Source organism: Arthrobacter sp. TJ-170 (assembly GCF_058269305.1).
In genome coordinates this window covers 117661-134381 of the sequence record NZ_JBZCNL010000006.1, presented here as the reverse complement: position 1 = coordinate 134381, position 16721 = coordinate 117661, and the positions used below count along the sequence as shown (strand labels likewise).

General features: G+C 65.4%; 18 protein-coding genes. 9 read left to right on the top strand and 9 right to left on the bottom strand.

All coding sequences use genetic code 11. The annotated features are described in order from the left end of the window. Positions 1–98: 98 nt before the first annotated feature. On the bottom strand, positions 99–407 hold the full coding sequence (locus tag AC4D1W_RS12475; RefSeq protein WP_490898946.1) for a hypothetical protein: 309 nt from the start codon (positions 405–407) through the stop codon (positions 99–101). Positions 408–551: 144 nt separating this feature from the next. Next, positions 552–1778 (bottom strand): alpha-hydroxy acid oxidase, encoded by a 1227-nt coding sequence (locus tag AC4D1W_RS12470; RefSeq protein ID WP_490898945.1) that lies wholly within the window; start codon positions 1776–1778, stop codon positions 552–554. 76 nt (positions 1779–1854) lie between these two features. On the opposite strand from AC4D1W_RS12470, the gene AC4D1W_RS12465 reads away from it, so the two are divergent. Continuing rightward, on the top strand, positions 1855–2535 hold the full coding sequence (locus AC4D1W_RS12465) for a FadR/GntR family transcriptional regulator (RefSeq protein WP_490891900.1): 681 nt from the start codon (positions 1855–1857) through the stop codon (positions 2533–2535). 6 nt (positions 2536–2541) lie between these two features. On the opposite strand, the gene AC4D1W_RS12460 is transcribed toward AC4D1W_RS12465, so the two are convergent. The 3 genes from AC4D1W_RS12460 to AC4D1W_RS12450 all read right to left on the bottom strand — a co-directional run bounded on the left by AC4D1W_RS12460 (position 2542) and on the right by AC4D1W_RS12450 (position 5243). Beyond that, a complete protein-coding gene (locus AC4D1W_RS12460; protein ID WP_490891901.1) occupies positions 2542–3006 on the bottom strand; it encodes a MarR family winged helix-turn-helix transcriptional regulator in 465 nt (154 codons plus the stop codon). A gap of 78 nt (positions 3007–3084) precedes the next feature. Beyond that, a complete protein-coding gene (locus AC4D1W_RS12455) occupies positions 3085–4233 on the bottom strand; it encodes a glycerate kinase (protein ID WP_490898944.1) in 1149 nt (382 codons plus the stop codon). Next, positions 4230–5243 carry a LacI family DNA-binding transcriptional regulator gene (locus tag AC4D1W_RS12450; protein WP_490891904.1) on the bottom strand — a complete coding sequence of 338 codons (1014 nt, stop codon included), beginning with the start codon at positions 5241–5243 and terminating at the stop codon, positions 4230–4232. The genes AC4D1W_RS12455 and AC4D1W_RS12450 overlap by 4 nt, the downstream gene beginning before the upstream one ends. Positions 5244–5445: 202 nt before the next feature. Between AC4D1W_RS12450 and AC4D1W_RS12445 the strand changes: the two genes are divergently transcribed. The 4 genes from AC4D1W_RS12445 to AC4D1W_RS12430 all read left to right on the top strand — a co-directional run bounded on the left by AC4D1W_RS12445 (position 5446) and on the right by AC4D1W_RS12430 (position 9283). Continuing rightward, positions 5446–6582: a Gfo/Idh/MocA family protein gene (locus AC4D1W_RS12445; RefSeq protein ID WP_490899010.1), complete on the top strand. Its 1137-nt coding sequence runs from the start codon at positions 5446–5448 to the stop codon at positions 6580–6582. Beyond that, a complete protein-coding gene (locus AC4D1W_RS12440; RefSeq protein WP_490898943.1) occupies positions 6579–7793 on the top strand; it encodes a dihydrodipicolinate synthase family protein in 1215 nt (404 codons plus the stop codon). Before AC4D1W_RS12445 ends, AC4D1W_RS12440 begins: the two co-directional genes overlap by 4 nt. Further along, entirely contained in the window at positions 7790–8665 is an 876-nt protein-coding gene (locus tag AC4D1W_RS12435) for a sugar phosphate isomerase/epimerase family protein (protein ID WP_490898942.1), read from the top strand. Before AC4D1W_RS12440 ends, AC4D1W_RS12435 begins: the two co-directional genes overlap by 4 nt. A 96-nt stretch (positions 8666–8761) precedes the next feature. Further along, entirely contained in the window at positions 8762–9283 is a 522-nt protein-coding gene (locus AC4D1W_RS12430; RefSeq protein ID WP_490891907.1) for a mycothiol transferase, read from the top strand. An 87-nt stretch (positions 9284–9370) separates the two neighbouring features. On the opposite strand, the gene AC4D1W_RS12425 is transcribed toward AC4D1W_RS12430, so the two are convergent. Next, positions 9371–10018: an alpha-ketoglutarate-dependent dioxygenase AlkB family protein gene (locus AC4D1W_RS12425; RefSeq protein ID WP_490898941.1), complete on the bottom strand. Its 648-nt coding sequence runs from the start codon at positions 10016–10018 to the stop codon at positions 9371–9373. A 77-nt stretch (positions 10019–10095) separates the two neighbouring features. Here AC4D1W_RS12425 and AC4D1W_RS12420 point away from each other — a divergent pair, with 77 nt between their 5' ends. Beyond that, positions 10096–10863, top strand: coding sequence for a VOC family protein (locus AC4D1W_RS12420; RefSeq protein WP_490898940.1), 768 nt, complete (start codon positions 10096–10098; stop codon positions 10861–10863). On the opposite strand, the gene AC4D1W_RS12415 is transcribed toward AC4D1W_RS12420, so the two are convergent. After that, entirely contained in the window at positions 10860–11657 is a 798-nt protein-coding gene (locus AC4D1W_RS12415; protein WP_490898939.1) for an MBL fold metallo-hydrolase, read from the bottom strand. The genes AC4D1W_RS12420 and AC4D1W_RS12415 overlap by 4 nt on opposite strands. A 3-nt stretch (positions 11658–11660) precedes the next feature. Then, the gene (locus AC4D1W_RS12410) at positions 11661–12551 is read right to left on the bottom strand and encodes a phosphoribosyltransferase (RefSeq protein WP_490891919.1); all 891 of its coding nucleotides are present in this window, start codon (positions 12549–12551) and stop codon (positions 11661–11663) included. 118 nt (positions 12552–12669) lie between these two features. Here AC4D1W_RS12410 and AC4D1W_RS12405 point away from each other — a divergent pair, with 118 nt between their 5' ends. From AC4D1W_RS12405 to AC4D1W_RS12395, 3 genes are read left to right on the top strand one after another with little or no spacing between them, the layout of a single operon-like run. Further along, positions 12670–12948, top strand: a complete 279-nt coding sequence (locus AC4D1W_RS12405) for a hypothetical protein (protein ID WP_490891921.1) — start codon at positions 12670–12672, stop codon at positions 12946–12948. Next, a complete protein-coding gene (locus AC4D1W_RS12400; RefSeq protein WP_490891923.1) occupies positions 12945–14084 on the top strand; it encodes a baeRF2 domain-containing protein in 1140 nt (379 codons plus the stop codon). Before AC4D1W_RS12405 ends, AC4D1W_RS12400 begins: the two co-directional genes overlap by 4 nt. Beyond that, positions 14084–15862, top strand: coding sequence for a thiamine pyrophosphate-requiring protein (locus tag AC4D1W_RS12395; protein WP_490898938.1), 1779 nt, complete (start codon positions 14084–14086; stop codon positions 15860–15862). Before AC4D1W_RS12400 ends, AC4D1W_RS12395 begins: the two co-directional genes overlap by 1 nt. Before the next feature lie 11 nt (positions 15863–15873). On the opposite strand, the gene AC4D1W_RS12390 is transcribed toward AC4D1W_RS12395, so the two are convergent. Then, positions 15874–16686 carry a phosphatase PAP2 family protein gene (locus tag AC4D1W_RS12390; protein ID WP_490891926.1) on the bottom strand — a complete coding sequence of 271 codons (813 nt, stop codon included), beginning with the start codon at positions 16684–16686 and terminating at the stop codon, positions 15874–15876. Positions 16687–16721 lie beyond the last annotated feature (35 nt).

Genomic DNA, 16721 nt, shown 5'->3' with positions numbered 1-16721 from the left:
GTTTTACCGCAGGATCAACGCAACTGGAATGCCCAGCAGAAATTCGAATATATTTCTAATTGCCCAACCTAATTATGTGATTGAACGGGCGTTGCAAATTATGAGGCGCTGCGAGTAGCGCGCGCTGGCACAGGAGAGCTTGCCGAGCGGGGATCCAGATGTACGACGACGGTGGCCTCCGGCGTGACAATCGGGCGGTTCAGTGCCATTTGCGCTAGCGCCAGCAGAAAGACGGGGAGGGAGAGCAGTACGAAGGTGAAGAGCCCGTACAAGGCGATGATCGCGTGGACGGGGGAGTGGAACAGGCTGGCGATGAACGTTGCGCTCCCCAGCCAGGTCCAGAGCCAAAACAGCGCTACGGCATAAATCACTGTTCGGGCACGCCGATATTTCAACGGATAATGCACCCGCCGCCGCTTCATTTTATTGTGACCCCCAGGTCTCGCGGATCCCGCGCCCCGCGAGTTCCTCCAATGATAATAAGCCCAGGGAAGCTTTTGTCGCCTGGCTGCCGCTTTGAATGAATTGGAGCGGAAGCCAGGCGACAAAAACTACAGGAAACGAACGTGTTCGGGGGTGAGGTCCTCTACGCGGGTAACTCCGAGCAGCTGCATGGTGCGCGTGATTTCCTTCTCGAGGATGGCGACAGCACGGTCGACGCCGGCCCGGCCTCCGGCCATGAGGCCATACAGGTACGCGCGGCCGATCAGCGTGAAGTCAGCACCGAGGGCGAGGGCCGCAACAATGTCGCCGCCGCTCATGATGCCGGTGTCCAGCATGATCGACGTCTTGCCTTTCAGTTCGGCAGCGACGTCAGGAAGAAGCCGGAGGGGTATCGGTGCGCGGTCGAGCTGGCGCCCCCCGTGGTTGGAAAGCACAATGCCGTCCGCACCATGATCCACTACCTTTTTGGCGTCATCGCGAGTCTGAATGCCTTTCACAACGAGGTTGCCCTTCCAGACCTGGCGCAACCAGTCCAGGTCATCGAAGGTAAGGGTGGGGTCAAACATGGAATTGATGAGATCAGCGACGGTGCCCGAGTAGCGGTTGAGCGAGGCGAACGCCAACGGCTCATGCGTCAGGAAGTTGAACCACCAGGCCGGCCGGTAGGAAGCGTCGATGACCGTTTTAAGGGTCAGCGCCGGCGGAATGGTCATGCCGTTTCGGACGTCGCGGAGGCGGGCACCGGCTACAGCGGTGTCCACGGTGACCATCAGCGTGTCGTTGCCGGCGGCGGCTGCCCGCTCAATCAGCTCCATTGACCGCTCGCGGTCCGTCCAGAGGTACAACTGGAACCAGTTCCGCCCCGCGGGTGCTGCCTTGGCGACGTCCTCGATCGACGCGGTTCCCATGGTGGAGAGCGTGTAGGGGATTCCGGCGGCTTCCGCAGCCTGCGAGCCCGCGTACTCACCCTCGGACTGCATCATGCGGGTGAAGCCGGTGGGTGCGATGCCGAACGGCAGAGCGGATTCCTTGCCCAGGACCGTCACCGATGTGTCGACCTTCTCTACGTTCCGCAAAATGCCCGGCCGGAATTCAATGTCGAGGAATGCCTCCCGTGCACGCCGCAGCGTAATTTCCGCTTCCGCAGCCCCGTCGGTGTAGTCGAACGGTGCGGTGGGCGTCCGTCGCTTCGCAATGGCACGAAGATCACCGATGGTGTTGGCGCGGCCCAACCTGGCGCTTTGGCTGAACTCCGGCTTCTTGAACTGCATCAAGGGGGCCAGGTCAGCAACTTTGGGGATCCGGCGCTTGAGCGCTTCGGGCGTGTAGGACATGGGAAACCTTCGCGTCGAGATGTGGTCCGACCACAGTAGCGCCATGTGGTCTGACCATGCAAGCTAAACTTGCTGCATGCGTACCCATCAACTCGTGCAATCCTGGCTGGAGGACCAGCTCGCGGCCGGACGGCTGGCAGTCGGTGATCGGTTGCCGGGCGAACGCACCGTGGCGGAGCAACTGGGCATCTCCCGTGCTTCGGCTCGGGAAGGCATACGCGTACTGGAAGCAATGGGTATTGTTCGTGCGGGCGTCGGCTCCGGGCCGGGGGCAGGCACCGTTATTACTGCCAATCCGGCGGCCGCGTTGGGAGCCGCGCTCCGCCTGCACATGGCGACGTCACACCTGCCCATTGAGGACATTGTGCAGACGCGACTGCTGCTCGAGACGTGGGCTGCCGAGCATGCCGATCCTGCCGCACCCGCCATGGAAGATGCTGCTGCGCTGCTTGCTGCAATGGATGCCTCAGCGCCCGATGAGAAGGAATTCCTGCGTCTTGACTCGCTCTTCCATGTTGCGCTCGCCGAAGCGGCCGGCAATGTGCTGGTCGGAGCGATGATGTCGTCGCTCAGGGAATCGATCGAGGGCTATACGCTGCGGCTGACGCGCACCCTGCCCGACTGGGCAGCCACGTCGGCCCGCCTTCGCGCGGAACATCACGACATCCACGACGCAATCAGGAACGACGACGGCGCGCTCGCCGCCCGGATTGTTGCGCGCCATATCGAGGGTTTCTATAAAGAAGCCGGGTTCTAGGCCCGGCTACTGGTCCTCCACTGCGTGGAGCCCGCTTCTGCCGCGGACATGGCGCTGGGGCTCGGCGAGTTCCTCGATCGCAGCGCGGAGGTGTGATCGCAGCTCTGGAGACAGCAGCGCCTCATCCGAAACCAGGGTGCGCTCAATGTCGCGGCCCTTCTCCAGTGTTGCGAGGCCCTTCTCAGTGATCCGGACCGTCTGACTGCGCCGGTCGTCGTCGCCCCGCGTGCGTTCGATGTGTCCCCTGGCCTCAAGGCGATTGAGTGTTTTCCCAATGGTCTGCGCCTGCACATGCACTAATTCAGCGAGCTGGGCCTGCCGAAGCGGCCCATAAGTTGCCAATACGGCCAAGGCCGTAAACCCGGCGTGGGTGACATCCAGCTCCGCGAGGCGCTGATTCCAAGATTGCTCAACTAGCCGCGCCGCTGTTGTAAGGAGCCGGCCTGTCGACCAGGCTGAAAGATCGGGCATGCGCTTTCACCTTCCCTGTCGAAACCGTTTATCCAACTAATCATCAGCTTACTTATGATTGGTCTGGAATCAACCGTGCTACCCGGGAAAGGTACCTGTCAACCCTGAGGAGCTCGAGAGGAGGGCCCTAAGCACCCATTCTGACGCGTCGGCTGCATAGCGCCCGGCGTCGTTCATTGCGGCTGCTACGGAAGGCGCGGTGTCAGCCAGACTGCGCGCCTGCACCACCCCGTGGGCGGCCAGATCGGCCTGCGACAGCGTGATGCGGCCGGCCACCGCGAGGACCGGGAGGCCCAGGTCCCGGGCTCGATCCGCCAGGCCCAGCGGTGCCTTCCCAAACTGGGATTGCGCGTCAAGCGAACCTTCACCGGTGAGCACCAGATCTGCCTCTGCCAGTTTTCCGTCCAGCCCGGTGAGTCCTGCCACCAGATCGAAACCGGGCTCCAGTGAAGCATTCGCACAGGCGAGGAAAGCGGAGGGGAAACCACCGGCGGCACCGGCACCGGGCTGCTGGACATTGTTCCCCGTGGTGTCCTGCAGCAGCTGCGCCCAGTGGGCGAGGGCGGCGTCGAGCGTCGCGCGGAGGTCTGCGTCCGCTCCCTTCTGCGCGCCGAAAATATGGGCGGCGCCGTCGGGCCCGTACAACAGGTTCTGCACATCGACGGCGATGCGTAGCTGAGCGGTTTGAAGGCGGGGATCAAGGCCGGAAAGATCCAGGGAGGCCGCCCGGGACAGGGCAAGCCCACCCAGGGGGAGCTCGGCGCCGTCGTGGTCAAGAATCTTCGCGCCGAGGGCACGCAGCGCGCCGGATCCGCCGTCGGTCATGGCTGATCCGCCTACGCCAAGCACAATCTCCGTAGCACCGGCGTCGAGCGCGGCCGCCAGCAGTTCGCCGCTTCCGTAGCAGTGCGCTGCGCCCGCCGATTCCATAGACGGGGTCACGAATTCCAGCCCACTGGCGCGAGCCGTTTCGATCACGGCAGTGGAACCCATGAGCGCCCACGGGGCCGTAACGGTGTCCTCGAGCGGCCCATGGACGCTTGTCTCGTTCCGGACACCGCCGGATGCCAACACGGCCTCAAGCGTTCCTTCACCGCCGTCCGCGATGGGCTGCACAGTGATGTCCGCATCCGGCATGACCCGGCGAACCCCCGCGGCCATCGCCTCGGCAGCCTCCGCGCCTGTCAGGGTGCCCTTGAACTTGTCCGGTGCAATCAAAATCCTCATGACGCTGATCCTGCTCCTGCCGATTCACGGATGATGACTTCGCCCATGACCGGAGCCGGCGGCGCCTGGTCGGGATTCAGGGCGAGGTTGGCTGCTTCTTCGCCCAACTGCTCGAGCGGCAGGTGGACCGTGGTGAGCGCGGGGAAGTAATCGCGTAGCGGGGGAATGTCATCGAAGCCTGAGACAAGGGCGTCCCCGGGCACCGCAACGCCGAGGGCCCGCAGCCCGGCGATGGCACCGATCGCCATGACGTCATTTACCGCCAGCAGGCAGGCCCCGCGCTCGCCGTTCAACTCCTCCCAGCAGCGCTGCGCGGCCTCGAAACCGCCCTCTCGGCCGAAGGAACTGCCGACGACGGCGGCAGGCTCCAGCCCTGCTTCATTGAGGGCAGCAGTGAAGCCGGCGACGCGGTCGCGTGCGGTATTCAGCTCGCTGGGGCCGGCGAGGATGGCGAACCTGGTGATGCCGAGCGACACGAGTTTCGAGACCAGGGCCGCGGCGCCCTCAGAATTTCCCACCGGTACGGTCAAGCCGGAGCCGCGCATGCCCCCAATGGTCACGACCCGACCACCGTTCTGCTGGTACCGGGCCAGCTCCTGTTCGAGGTCGGGGTCGGGCTGTGCACGGCGCGAACCCGCCAGGATGATCGCGTCGGTGCGATGGGAGGCGAAGGCGGCGACGGCGTCGTGCTCTGCGCTTTCGGAGGGATCGGTGCTGGCGAGCAGGACCTGCCGGCGGTAGTTCCTGGCCGCGTGCTGGACGCCGCGGGCGATCGAGGAGAAGTAGGGGTCGGAGATGTCGTGGACAACCAGGCCGACCAGCCCTGTGGAGGAACGTGCGAGGGCCTGGGCCTGCGCGTTGGGGACATATCCGAGCTCGAGTGCCGAGGCGCGGACCCGCTCGGCGATATCTTCAGCCGGACGGCGCGACGAGCCGTTCAGTACCCGCGATGCTGTGGCCAGGGAAACGCCGGCGTGGCGGGCAACGCCGGACAGGGTTACAGCGGCCACCGGGCTCCTTCGGTTGGTGGGTTTCCCTGCTGACTGCGGAGGTGAGGCTCCCGGCCCGGCCGGAGCCTCACAATCTTTCCATTCAGCGAGGAAGGGGGTTGACGTGGTCCTGATCACCACTCTATATTGGAAAGCGCTTTCCACCAACATTCTTCACTCTCCGGGAGTAAACGTGACAGAGACCAAGACCATCCGCATCGCGATGAATGGCATCACCGGCCGGATGGGGTACCGGCAGCACCTGGTGCGCTCCATCCTGCCCATCCGTGAGCAGGGTGGCGTCACCCTTGCCGATGGAACAAAAGTTCAGGTAGAACCCATCCTCGTAGGACGCAACGAAGCGAAAATCCGCGAGCTGGCCCAGCAGCACAAAGTAGAGCACTGGACCACCGACCTGGACGGGATCATCGCCGACCCCACCGTCGATGTTGTCTTCGACGCCTCCATGACCTCCCTGCGTGCCGCAACCCTCAAGAAGGCAATGGCTGCCGGCAAGCACATCTACACGGAGAAGCCGACGGCGGAAACCCTCGCCGAAGCCGTCGAGCTGGCCCGGATCGCCCAGGAAGCCGGCGTCACCGCCGGTGTTGTACACGACAAGCTCTACCTGCCGGGTCTCGTGAAACTGCGCCGCCTGGTCGATGAAGGCTTCTTCGGACGCATCCTCTCCCTCCGCGGCGAGTTCGGCTACTGGGTCTTCGAGGGCGATCACCAGCCCGCGCAGCGCCCATCGTGGAACTACCGCAAGGAAGACGGCGGCGGCATGACCACCGACATGTTCTGCCACTGGAACTACGTGCTTGAGGGCATCATCGGCAAGGTCAAGACCGTCAGTGCCAACACCGTCACCCACATCCCCACCCGCTGGGATGAGCAGGGCAAGGAATACAAGGCAACGGCCGACGACGCCGCGTACGGCATCTTCGAACTCGAAACTCCCGCGGGCGATCCTGTGCTCGCGCAGATCAACTCCTCCTGGGCTGTTCGCGTTTACCGCGACGAACTCGTTGAGTTCCAGATCGACGGCACCCACGGTTCGGCCGTCGCAGGCCTCAACAAGTGCGTTGCCCAGCAGCGCGCCCACACCCCCAAGCCCGTGTGGAACCCGGACCTGCCCGTCACAGAGTCCTTCCGCGACCAGTGGCAGGAAGTTCCGGCCAACGCCGAACTGGACAACGGCTTCAAGCTGCAGTGGGAGGAATTCCTGCGGGACGTGTCGGCCGGCCGCGAGCACCGGTTCGGTCTCCTGTCGGCAGCCCGCGGCGTCCAGCTCGCTGAGCTCGGCCTGCAGTCATCCGCCGAGCGCCGTACTCTCGACATCCCGGAGATCACGCTATGACGTCGCTCTACCTTCCCACTGCGGCCGGCTCGCTTGAGCGCTACGAGCTCGCTCCGACCACCACCTGGGCGAAGCCCACGGCACCCCTCACCGCCCGCCACGCCTACGCGGCCGCGCATGTGATCCCCGAGGTCACCGCCGACAACACTCCCGGCGCGCCCGCCGTCCTTGACTGGGATACCACGCTCGCCTATCGCCGGGAGCTGTGGTCCTACGGCCTCGGCGTCGCCGACGCGATGGACACCGCCCAGCGCGGCATGGGCCTGGACTGGCCGGCCACGCAGGAACTGATCCGCCGCTCCGGGGCGGAGGCTGCCGCCGTCGTCGGTTCCAATGCTGACGCGACCCGCGGCAAAACTGTCCGTGATCTCCTTGCCTGCGGCGCCGGCACCGACCAGCTGGACCTGGCGAACCTGCCGGCAGGCCGGGCGGGACTGAACGCCGTTGTCGAGGCCTACCGCGAGCAGATCAAGGTGGTGTCCGACGCCGGCGCGAAGGTCATCCTCATGGCTTCCCGCGCGCTCGCCGCCGTGGCGCAGAGCCCCGCCGACTATCAGTACGTCTACGGGATCCTGCTGGCCGAGGCCGAGGAGCCCGTAATCCTGCACTGGCTCGGCACCATGTTCGACCCGGCGCTGAGCGGTTACTGGGGCAACAACGACGTCGACGCTGCCACCGGCATCTTCCTCGACCTCATTCGCGCACAGCCGGAGAAGGTGGACGGCGTGAAGGTGTCTCTGCTCGACGCGGCACACGAGACCGCGCTGCGTGCCGCCCTCCCCGAGAGCGTTCGGCTCTACACCGGCGATGACTTCAACTACCCGGAACTCATCCACGGCGACGGGACGCACTACTCGGATGCGCTGCTTGGCATCTTCGCGGCGATCTACCCCGCCGCATCAGCCGCTTTGCAGGCGTACGACGAGGGCGACGCGGACGGCGGGCGCGCAATCCTGGATTCCACACGGGACCTGGGCAAGCACATTTTCAGCGCGCCGACCTTCTACTACAAGACCGGCGTCGCGTTCCTGTCCTGGGTCAACGGGCACCAGCCCGGGTTCCAGATGGTGGGCGGACTGCACTCCGGGCGTTCGGCACTGCATCTGGCGGATACCTTCCGCCTCGCCGACAAGGCCGGGCTCCTGGCTGATCCGGATGTTGCGGCGCACCGCTTCGAGTGGCTGCTCGCAAGCTACGGGGTGGGCGCATGAGCCGTCTCTCGCTGAACACCGCCACCACGAAGAACATCACGCTGGCGGAAGCGGTAACCTTGTCCGCCGACGCCGGACTGACCTCGATCGGTGTCTGGCGGGACCGCGTCGCCGAGGTCGGACTGGACAAGGCAGTTCGCCTCGTATCGGAAGCCGGCTTGTCCGTCTCCAGCCTGTGCAGGGGCGGGTTCCTGACCGCTGCCGATGAAGCGGGCCAGGCAGCGGCGCTTGCCGACAACACCCAGGCCATCATCGAAGCGGCAACGCTGGGCACCCGCGAGCTGATCATGGTGGTGGGCGGTCTTCCCGCAGCCGGCGCGCTCATCGGCGGCCCCGCCGTCGACCCTTCCGCGCCCGGCGCGAAGGACGTCGCCGCGGCACGTCAGCGGGTTGCTGACCGGATCGCGGAACTGGTTCCGGTAGCGCAGGAGCACAATGTACGGCTGGTGCTGGAGCCCCTGCACCCGATGTACGCAGCGGACCGCGCGGTGCTCTCCACACTGGGCCAGGCATTGGACCTCGCGGCACCCTTCCCCGCGGAGACTGTCGGCGTTGTCGTCGATACCTTCCACGTCTGGTGGGACCCAGCACTTGAATCCTCGATCCAGCGCGCCGGTGCGGAGGGGCGCATTGCGTCCTACCAAGTGTGCGACTGGAATCTCCCGATTGCGGCCGACGCACTGCTCTCCCGCGGGTACATGGGTGACGGTTACATCGACTTCGAGACGATCACCCGGTGGGTTGCCGCAACCGGCTATGCGGGCCCCGTCGAGGTGGAAATCTTCAACCAGGAGATCTGGGATTCACCGGCCGCCGACGTGCTCGCGACAGTGAAGGCCCGTTATGAGTCGCTCGTGGAGCCGTACCTGTAACCCAGCGCCAAAACTGCCGGAAAGGGGCAGGATCGTGGGAAAGGTCCCACGATCCTGCCCCTTTCCGGCATATCTGCGGCTTACTAGGCTGGGTGCATGAGCGGAAACGACGTGCTTGTCGAGGCTTTCGGGCGAATCCCGGACGCGGTGTCCCGTGCGGTGCAAGGGCTCGACGCCGGTCAGCTCGCCTATCGGCCGAGCCTCCCTGACGGGTCGGGCGCCGCAGGCAACAGCATCGGCTGGCTCATCTGGCACCTCACCAGGGTGCAGGACAACCACCTGGCCGACGCCGCCGGCCGCGATGAGCTCTGGCTCACCGATGGCTGGTTCGACAGGTTCAGCCTTGACCTGCCGCGCGAGGACACAGGCTACGGGCACAGCACCAGCGAAGTCGACAAGGTCCGCCTCGACTCCTCCGAGCTGCTCATCGAGTATCACCGGGCGGTGCACGCACGCACCATGAAGTTCGTTGAGAACCTCAACGAGACCGACCTGGACCGGATCATCGACACGTCGTGGGACCCGCCTGTCACTCTCCGCGTGCGGTTGGTGAGCGTCATCGAGGATTGTGCCCAGCATGCGGGGCAGGCTTCATACTTACGAGGGCTTTTGGTCTGACCCCTCGACCGGTACAGATTCGCCGTTCCGTGCACGATCGCCGGACAATTTCCACGATCCTGCCACTTTGGAACGATTCTGCGGCCTTCAGGACAAACCCGTCACCCTCAGCGTGATGTTGAGCCGTCCATCCAAGCCCAACGCGGGATCGGCTGTTCCGGGATAGGTCTTCATCACCCCGTGGTACGCCAGCCGGGATTCGCCTCCGAAGACGAACAGGTCGCCCGACTCCAGTCGAACGTCCATCCACGGCCTGTTCCGGTTCTGGGTGTTTCCGAAGCGGAAGAGGCAGCTGTCTCCGATACTCAGGGACACCACGGGCGCAAGGGACTTCTCTTCCTTGTCCTGATGCATGCCCATTTTCGCCGAGGCATCGTAGAAGTTGATCAGCGCCGCGTCGGGTTCATAGCCCTCACCGCGCACGCCGTAAGCAGCTTCCACGGCGTCGCGCCCCAGATCGGCCAGCCACGAAGGGAACCGCGCAACCTGCCCGCCGCCGACGTCGTCCGCTGTCCGGCTGTAGCGGTAGGGGACCCAGTGCCAGCCCAGGCAGACGGTCTGCACGGACATCCGTGATCCGTTCGGCATCCGCGTGTGCCGCATCGGCACCGGCCCGGCAGCCCACTCCCGGCACGCCGCGATGAGCTCGCGCTGGCGTTCCAGGCCCAGCCAGTCCGGAACGTGCACGGCACCAGGTGCGACGACGGCAGGTTCGCGGGGCAGGAGAGTGGCCATGGGTTCATTCTCTTCCATTGTGTGTCCGAGTACTGGGGGATACGCTCACTTCGACCGACATGCCAGGAGGAGAAGCCATGCCCCACCGAGAGACCTTTCGTGACGGAATGCCTTGCTGGATCGACCTCACCAGTTCGGATCCGGGAAAGTCAGGGCGGTTCTACAGTCAGTTGCTCGGCTGGGCGGTCGAGGACATGGGCCCGGACTACGGTCACTACACCAAGTTCCTCAAGGAGGGTCAGGCAGTCGCCGGGCTGTCCGGGAAGCCCGAGGGGTCAGCCTTCCCGGATGGCTGGGTCACGTACTTCGCCGCCGGGGACATTCCGGCACTGACCGAGAAGGCGGCGCTCGCGGGAGCCGAGATTCTGGTTGCGCCGTTCACTGTCTCGGACCAGGGCAGCGTTTCGCACCTCGCGGATCCGTCCGGAGCGACCTTCGGACTGTGGCAGGGGGACAAGCTGCCTGGTTTCGGGATGCATGGTGAAACAGGCGCCGCCGTCTGGCATGAGCTTTCAACCCGGCTATACCGCCGGTGCGTGGACTTCTACACGAGCGTTCTCGACTGGGAACCGCAGGTGGAGAGCGACACCGACGACTTCCGCTACACGACAGGTCTGCTGGACGGGGAGCAGCAGGCAGGAATCATGGACGCAGCGAACCTGCTGCCCGAGGGTACTCCGTCCGCGTGGGGCGTCTACTTTGGAGTGGACAACACGGACGACGCCGCGGCTCGCGTCCAAGAGCTCGGCGGCACCCTGATTTCAGACCCGGAGGATTCGCCCTACGGTCGACTCTGCACCGCAACGGATCCAACAGGCGCCGCCTTCAAGCTGATCGCGGGCTAGGAGCGCTCCTCACGCAGGAAGTGCAACTGCGCCGCCACCGACTGCTCCGCTGCACGGCGCACGGAAGGGTCGACGTCGTCGTACACCCGGTCGGTGACGGAGCCGACGTCGGCCTGCTCCGCTGAGAGGCCAAGCGCCAGGAGCGCAGCCCGCACCTGATCGAGCCGCTCCAGGCGGTGCGTCCGGTACGCGCGGGTGATGTCGCCGAGGTCCGGAAGGATTGGGCCGTGCGCTGGCAGGACGGTCGCGCTTCCCATCGCCTCGAGCGCGTCGAGTGACCGGAAGTAGTCGCCCAGTGTCCCGTCCGGGTAACTGAGCACCGTGGTGCCGCGGCCGAGGATAGTGTCCCCGGTGAGGACGGAACCGTCGGGGCCGTCGTCGGGCAGGTGAAAGCACACTGAATCGGCGGTGTGCCCCGGCGTGGCGAGGACGTTGATCCGCACTCCGCCGGCGGAGAGAACCTCGCCGTCGGCCAGCGAATTGGCGCCGTGACAGTATTCCTGGTCGAGCGCGCGCACCGGAGCGCCCGTCAATTCATGGAACCGGGCACTTGCCTCGGTGTGGTCCCGGTGGTGGTGGGTGATGAGCACCAGACTCACGGGCCCTGCTGACTGCAAGGCATCGAGGTGTGCATCGTCCAGCGGGCCCGGATCAACCACCGCGACGGCTTCCGATTCCGGGGAAGCGATGACGTAGGAGTTGGTACCGTCGAGGCTCATGGGCCCCGGGTTGGGTGCAAGCCGGAAACGGGTCAGCGGCCCGCTGGGCGTGAGGGCGTCGTCGTTCTGGGTCACCTGCTAGCGGACTGTCTCGCGGACCTCACCGAAGGGGACCTCGGGGGAGACCTCAGCCTGCGTGTCGGGTCCGAGGCCCGTGGTGATCAGGACGCCATGCTCGCCTCCGGCCACGGACTGCTTGAGAACGGGTATCACGGCAGCAGCGGTGCTGTCGTCCAGTCTCGCGAGGTAGGCGCGGTAGGAATCGGGGAGGTCTGCGTAATCCGTCATGGTCCCCAAACTACGCCCGCGTGCCTCGCGCAACAACCGCTGAACCTCCTCATCCTTCACCTGCTCGAAGCGGTGGTAGGCACTGCCCACCGCCGGCAGGTTCGCAGCGGACCAAGGGTTGATCAGTTCGTCAACCAGTTCACCGACCGTTTCCGCAGCGGAGGTCAGGAATACCGGCGCAGCGGCGATGATCCGGGAAGCACCGGCACTCCGGAGGGCGGCCACTGCGGCGCGCATCGTGGCTCCGGTGGCTACGCCGTCGTCGACAATCACCACGGTCTCACCGTCCACCGCGAGCGGCTCCATCCCCCCGCGGTAGAGCCGTTCACGACGCAGGAGTTCGGCCTGCTCACGTTCAGCAACACGGGCGAAGACAGCGTCGGCATCCCTGAGGCCAGCCAGGACATGGGCGTTACGGACGGTCTCGATCGAGCCGCCGATCGAGGCGATTGCGCCCATCGCCAGCTCGGGAAATTCCGGGACGCCCACCTTACGCACCATCACGACGTCGAGCGCCGCTTCATATACATCGGCCACCACCGCGGCGACCGGAACGCCGCCCCGCGGCAGGCCGAGGACCAAAGGCTTACTGCCGGCCAGTGCCGGTTCCAGCGCGATGGTCAGTTGCCGACCGGCGTCTTCACGGTCAGCGTAGCGGCCACGTTCTGTTCGCGGTGTCATCTTCCAGCCCTGCTCGGCGGAGGGGTCTTTTATTCGAGCTCAGAGAATGATAGACCGACAGTAACCTTAGCATTTGCGAGTCAGACGGCACCGACCCCGACGAAGAAGGAGACAGGTCATGGCAGAGCGGGGCAATACCACCCACGGTCCAAACCTGGACGATCAGCTCAAACACGAAACTCAGGGGCTGGTACAGGGGAACCACCCCACGCGCGCCGAAGAATGGCGCGAGGCGGAAACCATGGACGACGGCGAGGGCGAGATTACGGTCCAGGACGTTCAGCCGGACTACGACCCGGGGATCGACCCGGCGCAGGCGAGCGACGCTGCCGATGACGGGCCGCTCACCGAGACGATCGAGGAAAAAGTCAGCAATGACGAAGAGGAGTCGAAGTGACCAGCACCTTGCACACGCTTGCAGATCTGTACCGGAAGCCCGGTCCATGGCTCACCGTTTATACGGATGCCAGCACCGGTACGGTCGACTCGCTCCACGCAGACGACGTCCGCCCCGAGAACATTGCAGCTGCCCTTGAGGAGGCTGGCGCGTCCAAGGACGACCGTAAGGCGGTGGCCGACGCCCTTCGCCAGTCCGCAAAGGGTATGCCGGATCCAGTGGCCCGCCTGATCGTCGCGAGGAACGGGACTGTGGAACTGGACGAGTTCCTCCCGGGACCTCTTGCCCTGCCGGAATTCACTTCCGTAAACGATGTCCCGAATCTGTGCCCCCTGCTCTGGCACCGCCCGGACGATTTCGCCTACGTGGTAGCTGAGGTGGGCCGGGACGGCGGTGAAATCCACCTTCGCCACGCAAACGGCCTGCAGGACGACAACACGGTGCATGTCGAGGGCTCGACCGAGAACCTCAAGAAGGTAGAGCGCGGAGGCTGGTCCCAGGGTCGTTACCAGCACCGGACGGAGAGCATCTGGAAGGCCAACGCCGCCGATATTGCCGGTGAGATTGACCGGATTGTTCGCAGCTGCCGCGCGAGACTGCTCGTTGTGGCCGGAGACATCCGGGCCAGAGGGCTCGTGGCGGAGCAGCTGAGTGAGCAGTCCAAGGAGATCCTCACGATCATCGAGAGCCACAGCCGCACCGATGGAGCGGACAAGGAAGCCTACGCTCAGGAAATCGACAAGCGGGTTGCCGAGTGCATCGCGCGCAGGCAGACTCAACTGCTTGAGCGGTTGAACAATCAGAAGTCCCGGCCCAACCCTGAGTCGACCGAAGGCATCGGGTCGGTGGTACACGCGCTCCAGCAGGCCCAGGTCGACACCCTGCTCCTTGAAACCGAGGGCCTCCACGGTCACCGGCTGCTCGCCTTGGGAGCGGAACCGTGGACTACCGAGGTGGACGGGGAAACAGCGGGCGCACCCGTGCTCGGAGAGGTGCCGGCGCCGTCCGCGTTGCTGCGTGCGGCGGTGCTCACAGACGCAGAGGTGGCGCTGTTCCCCTCGGGCGCGCTCGACGGAGGGCCAGTGGCCGCGCTGTTGCGCTGGCCGGTGGGACCAACCGTACCTGTCGCCGGCTGATGGGTGACCGGCTGGTAGCTGACGCCGTCATTGAACGGTTGACCGCATGGGGCGTCGACCGGGTGTTCGGCTATAGCGGTGACGGAATCAACCCGGTGCTCGGCGCGATGCGGCGCGCCGGGGCACCAGAGTTCGTTCAGGCCCGCCACGAGGAGAATGCCGCCTTCATGGCGGTCGGCCACGCCAAGTACACCGGCGGCGTCGGAGTGGTGCTTTCGACGCAGGGTCCGGGCGCCGTGCACCTCCTTAACGGACTGTACGACGCGCGGATGGACAGCGTGCCCGTGGTGGCCGTAGTAGGACAACAGAGCCAAACGGTGCTCGGCTCGGCCTACCAGCAGGAAATCGATCTGCAGAGCCTGTTCAAGGACGTCGCCTCGGGTTTCCGACAGCAGGTGAACAGCCCAGACCAGGCGCCCATGGTGATCGACCGGGCATTCAAGGCGGCGCTTGCCACCCGGTCTCCTGCCGTCGTCATCCTTCCCCACGACGTGCAGCAGGAGCCCGCGCCGGAACTCGAGCACGAGCATGGCGTCATCCCCTCCGCAGCGCTCTGGAGTCCGGGGACGGTTATCCCGCAAAAGCAGGACGTGCACGACGCCGCCGCGCTTGTGAATTCCGGATCGAAACTTGCGCTGCTCGTCGGGCAGGGAGCGCGGGGTGCGCAGGCAGAGGTGGTGGCGCTCGCGGAGAAGCTGGGCGCCGCCGTCGTCACGAGCCTGCTGGGGAAGCCGTACGTCGATGAAACCCTGCCCTACGCGGCGGGCACCATGGGCCATTTGGGCACCACCGCCAGCGGGTGGGTAATGGCGAACTGCGACACCCTGCTGATCATCGGGTCGAATGATCCGTGGACCGAGTTCTACCCTCCTCCGGGTGCCGCGCGCGCTGTGCAGATCGACAGCGATGCAAAGGCGATCGGAAACAGGTACCCGGTCGAGGTGGCGGTGACGGGGGATGCTGCCGAATCGCTCCGAGCTCTCCTGCCGCTGGTCGAGGGACGCATCGGGTGGCGTGGCGATGTCGAACGGCACGTCGACGCGTGGCGGGGGCTCAACGAAGCCCGCGCCATGACCCCGGCGAATCCCGTGAACCCGGAGCGCGCTGTCCGGGAACTGAACGGGCGCCTCCCCGATAACGCGCAGGTGGCAGTCGACGTCGGCAGCTGCGTCTACTGGTATGCCCGCCAGTTGCACCTGCCAAGCGGTGTGCCCGCGCATCTGTCGAGCACGCTGGCGAGCATGGGATGCTCCCTTCCATACGGAATTGCGGCGAAGCTCTCAGCTCCGGACCGGCCCGTAGTGGCGCTGACCGGTGACGGCGGCATGCAGATGACCGGGATGGCCGAACTGATCACGGTCAGTCGGCTCTGGAAGAGCTGGGCCAACCCCGTCTTCGCCATCTGCATCCTCAACAACCTCGACCTCGCCGAAGTCAGCTGGGAACAACGCGAAACCGAAGCGGAACCTCGTTTCCCGGACAGCCAGGACATCCCCGACGTGGATTACTCGGGTTTCGCGAAGCTCCTCGGACTGGATGGGATGAGGGTGGAAAACCCGGACGACGTCGGCCCCGCCTGGGACCGCGCGCTGGCCGCTGACCGCCCCTTTGTTCTGGACGTCCGCACTGACGCCAGCATCCCGTTGCTTCCGCCGTTCCCGGCCGGTGAGACCTTGGCGGAGTCGATGGAGGAGGGTCTGGAGGCCGAGGAAAATGCCCACGCTCTGGAGCTGCTGCGTGAGTATGTCCGGCTGGAACGGACGCACAACCCGAACTGAGGGCACCCGAACTAGCTGGCGGAAGCCGGTCCCCGCCGCTCACGCCGGTAGTTCCGGAAAGTCAGCAACAGCCGGTGGGCAGTGATCACCAACGCCAGCCAGGCAAGCCCGAGGGTCCAGGCCACGGCCACGTCGGTGACCCAGTGATGCCCGAGATATACGCGTGAGAGACCCATCGTGAAGGCGAAGAGGACGGCTGCTGTGACGGTCAATGCCCGAGCCCGTTTCGAGTGCTGACGCAGTACCAGCAGGTAAGCCAGGATACCGGAAATCACGACGGCGTTGAGCGTATGCCCGCTGGGAAATGACGCTGACATTTCGTACGGCGGCACTGCGAACTCGCGGTCCGGGCGAAGCCGCCCGATGGCGTCCTTGCTCAGGACCGTCATCAGGAGGGAGCCGCCGGCGGCGGCGACCATCAAAATCAGCGGCGTATATGAGCGCCGGGCCACCACGAGGGCAATTGTTGCACCGAGCGCGAGGATGGGCATGCCGAGCGGTCCGCCGATATGCGTGTATGCCGTGACTGCACCGTTCAGCCACGGCGATCGCATGGCGAGGGCAGTATCGAGGGCGGGCTGGTCAAGGACCGCGATTCCGTCTTCATCCGACACCGCTTCATAAACTTCGGCTGAGGCAACCGTGAGGGCCACGGCTCCGCCGATGCCGATAGCCATCAGCAGCAGGAGCGCCCACCGGGGCCCCACCCACTGCGCCAGCCGCCGAACGCAGGTGACCAGAAACCGACCGACCGGCGTCGCCCACCGGGTCAGGTCTCGTGTACCGACGTGATGTTCTTCGTGCTCCGGTTCCTGAAATGACATCTTTCGAGGGTAGCAACGCTGCCCGTAACCCGCTG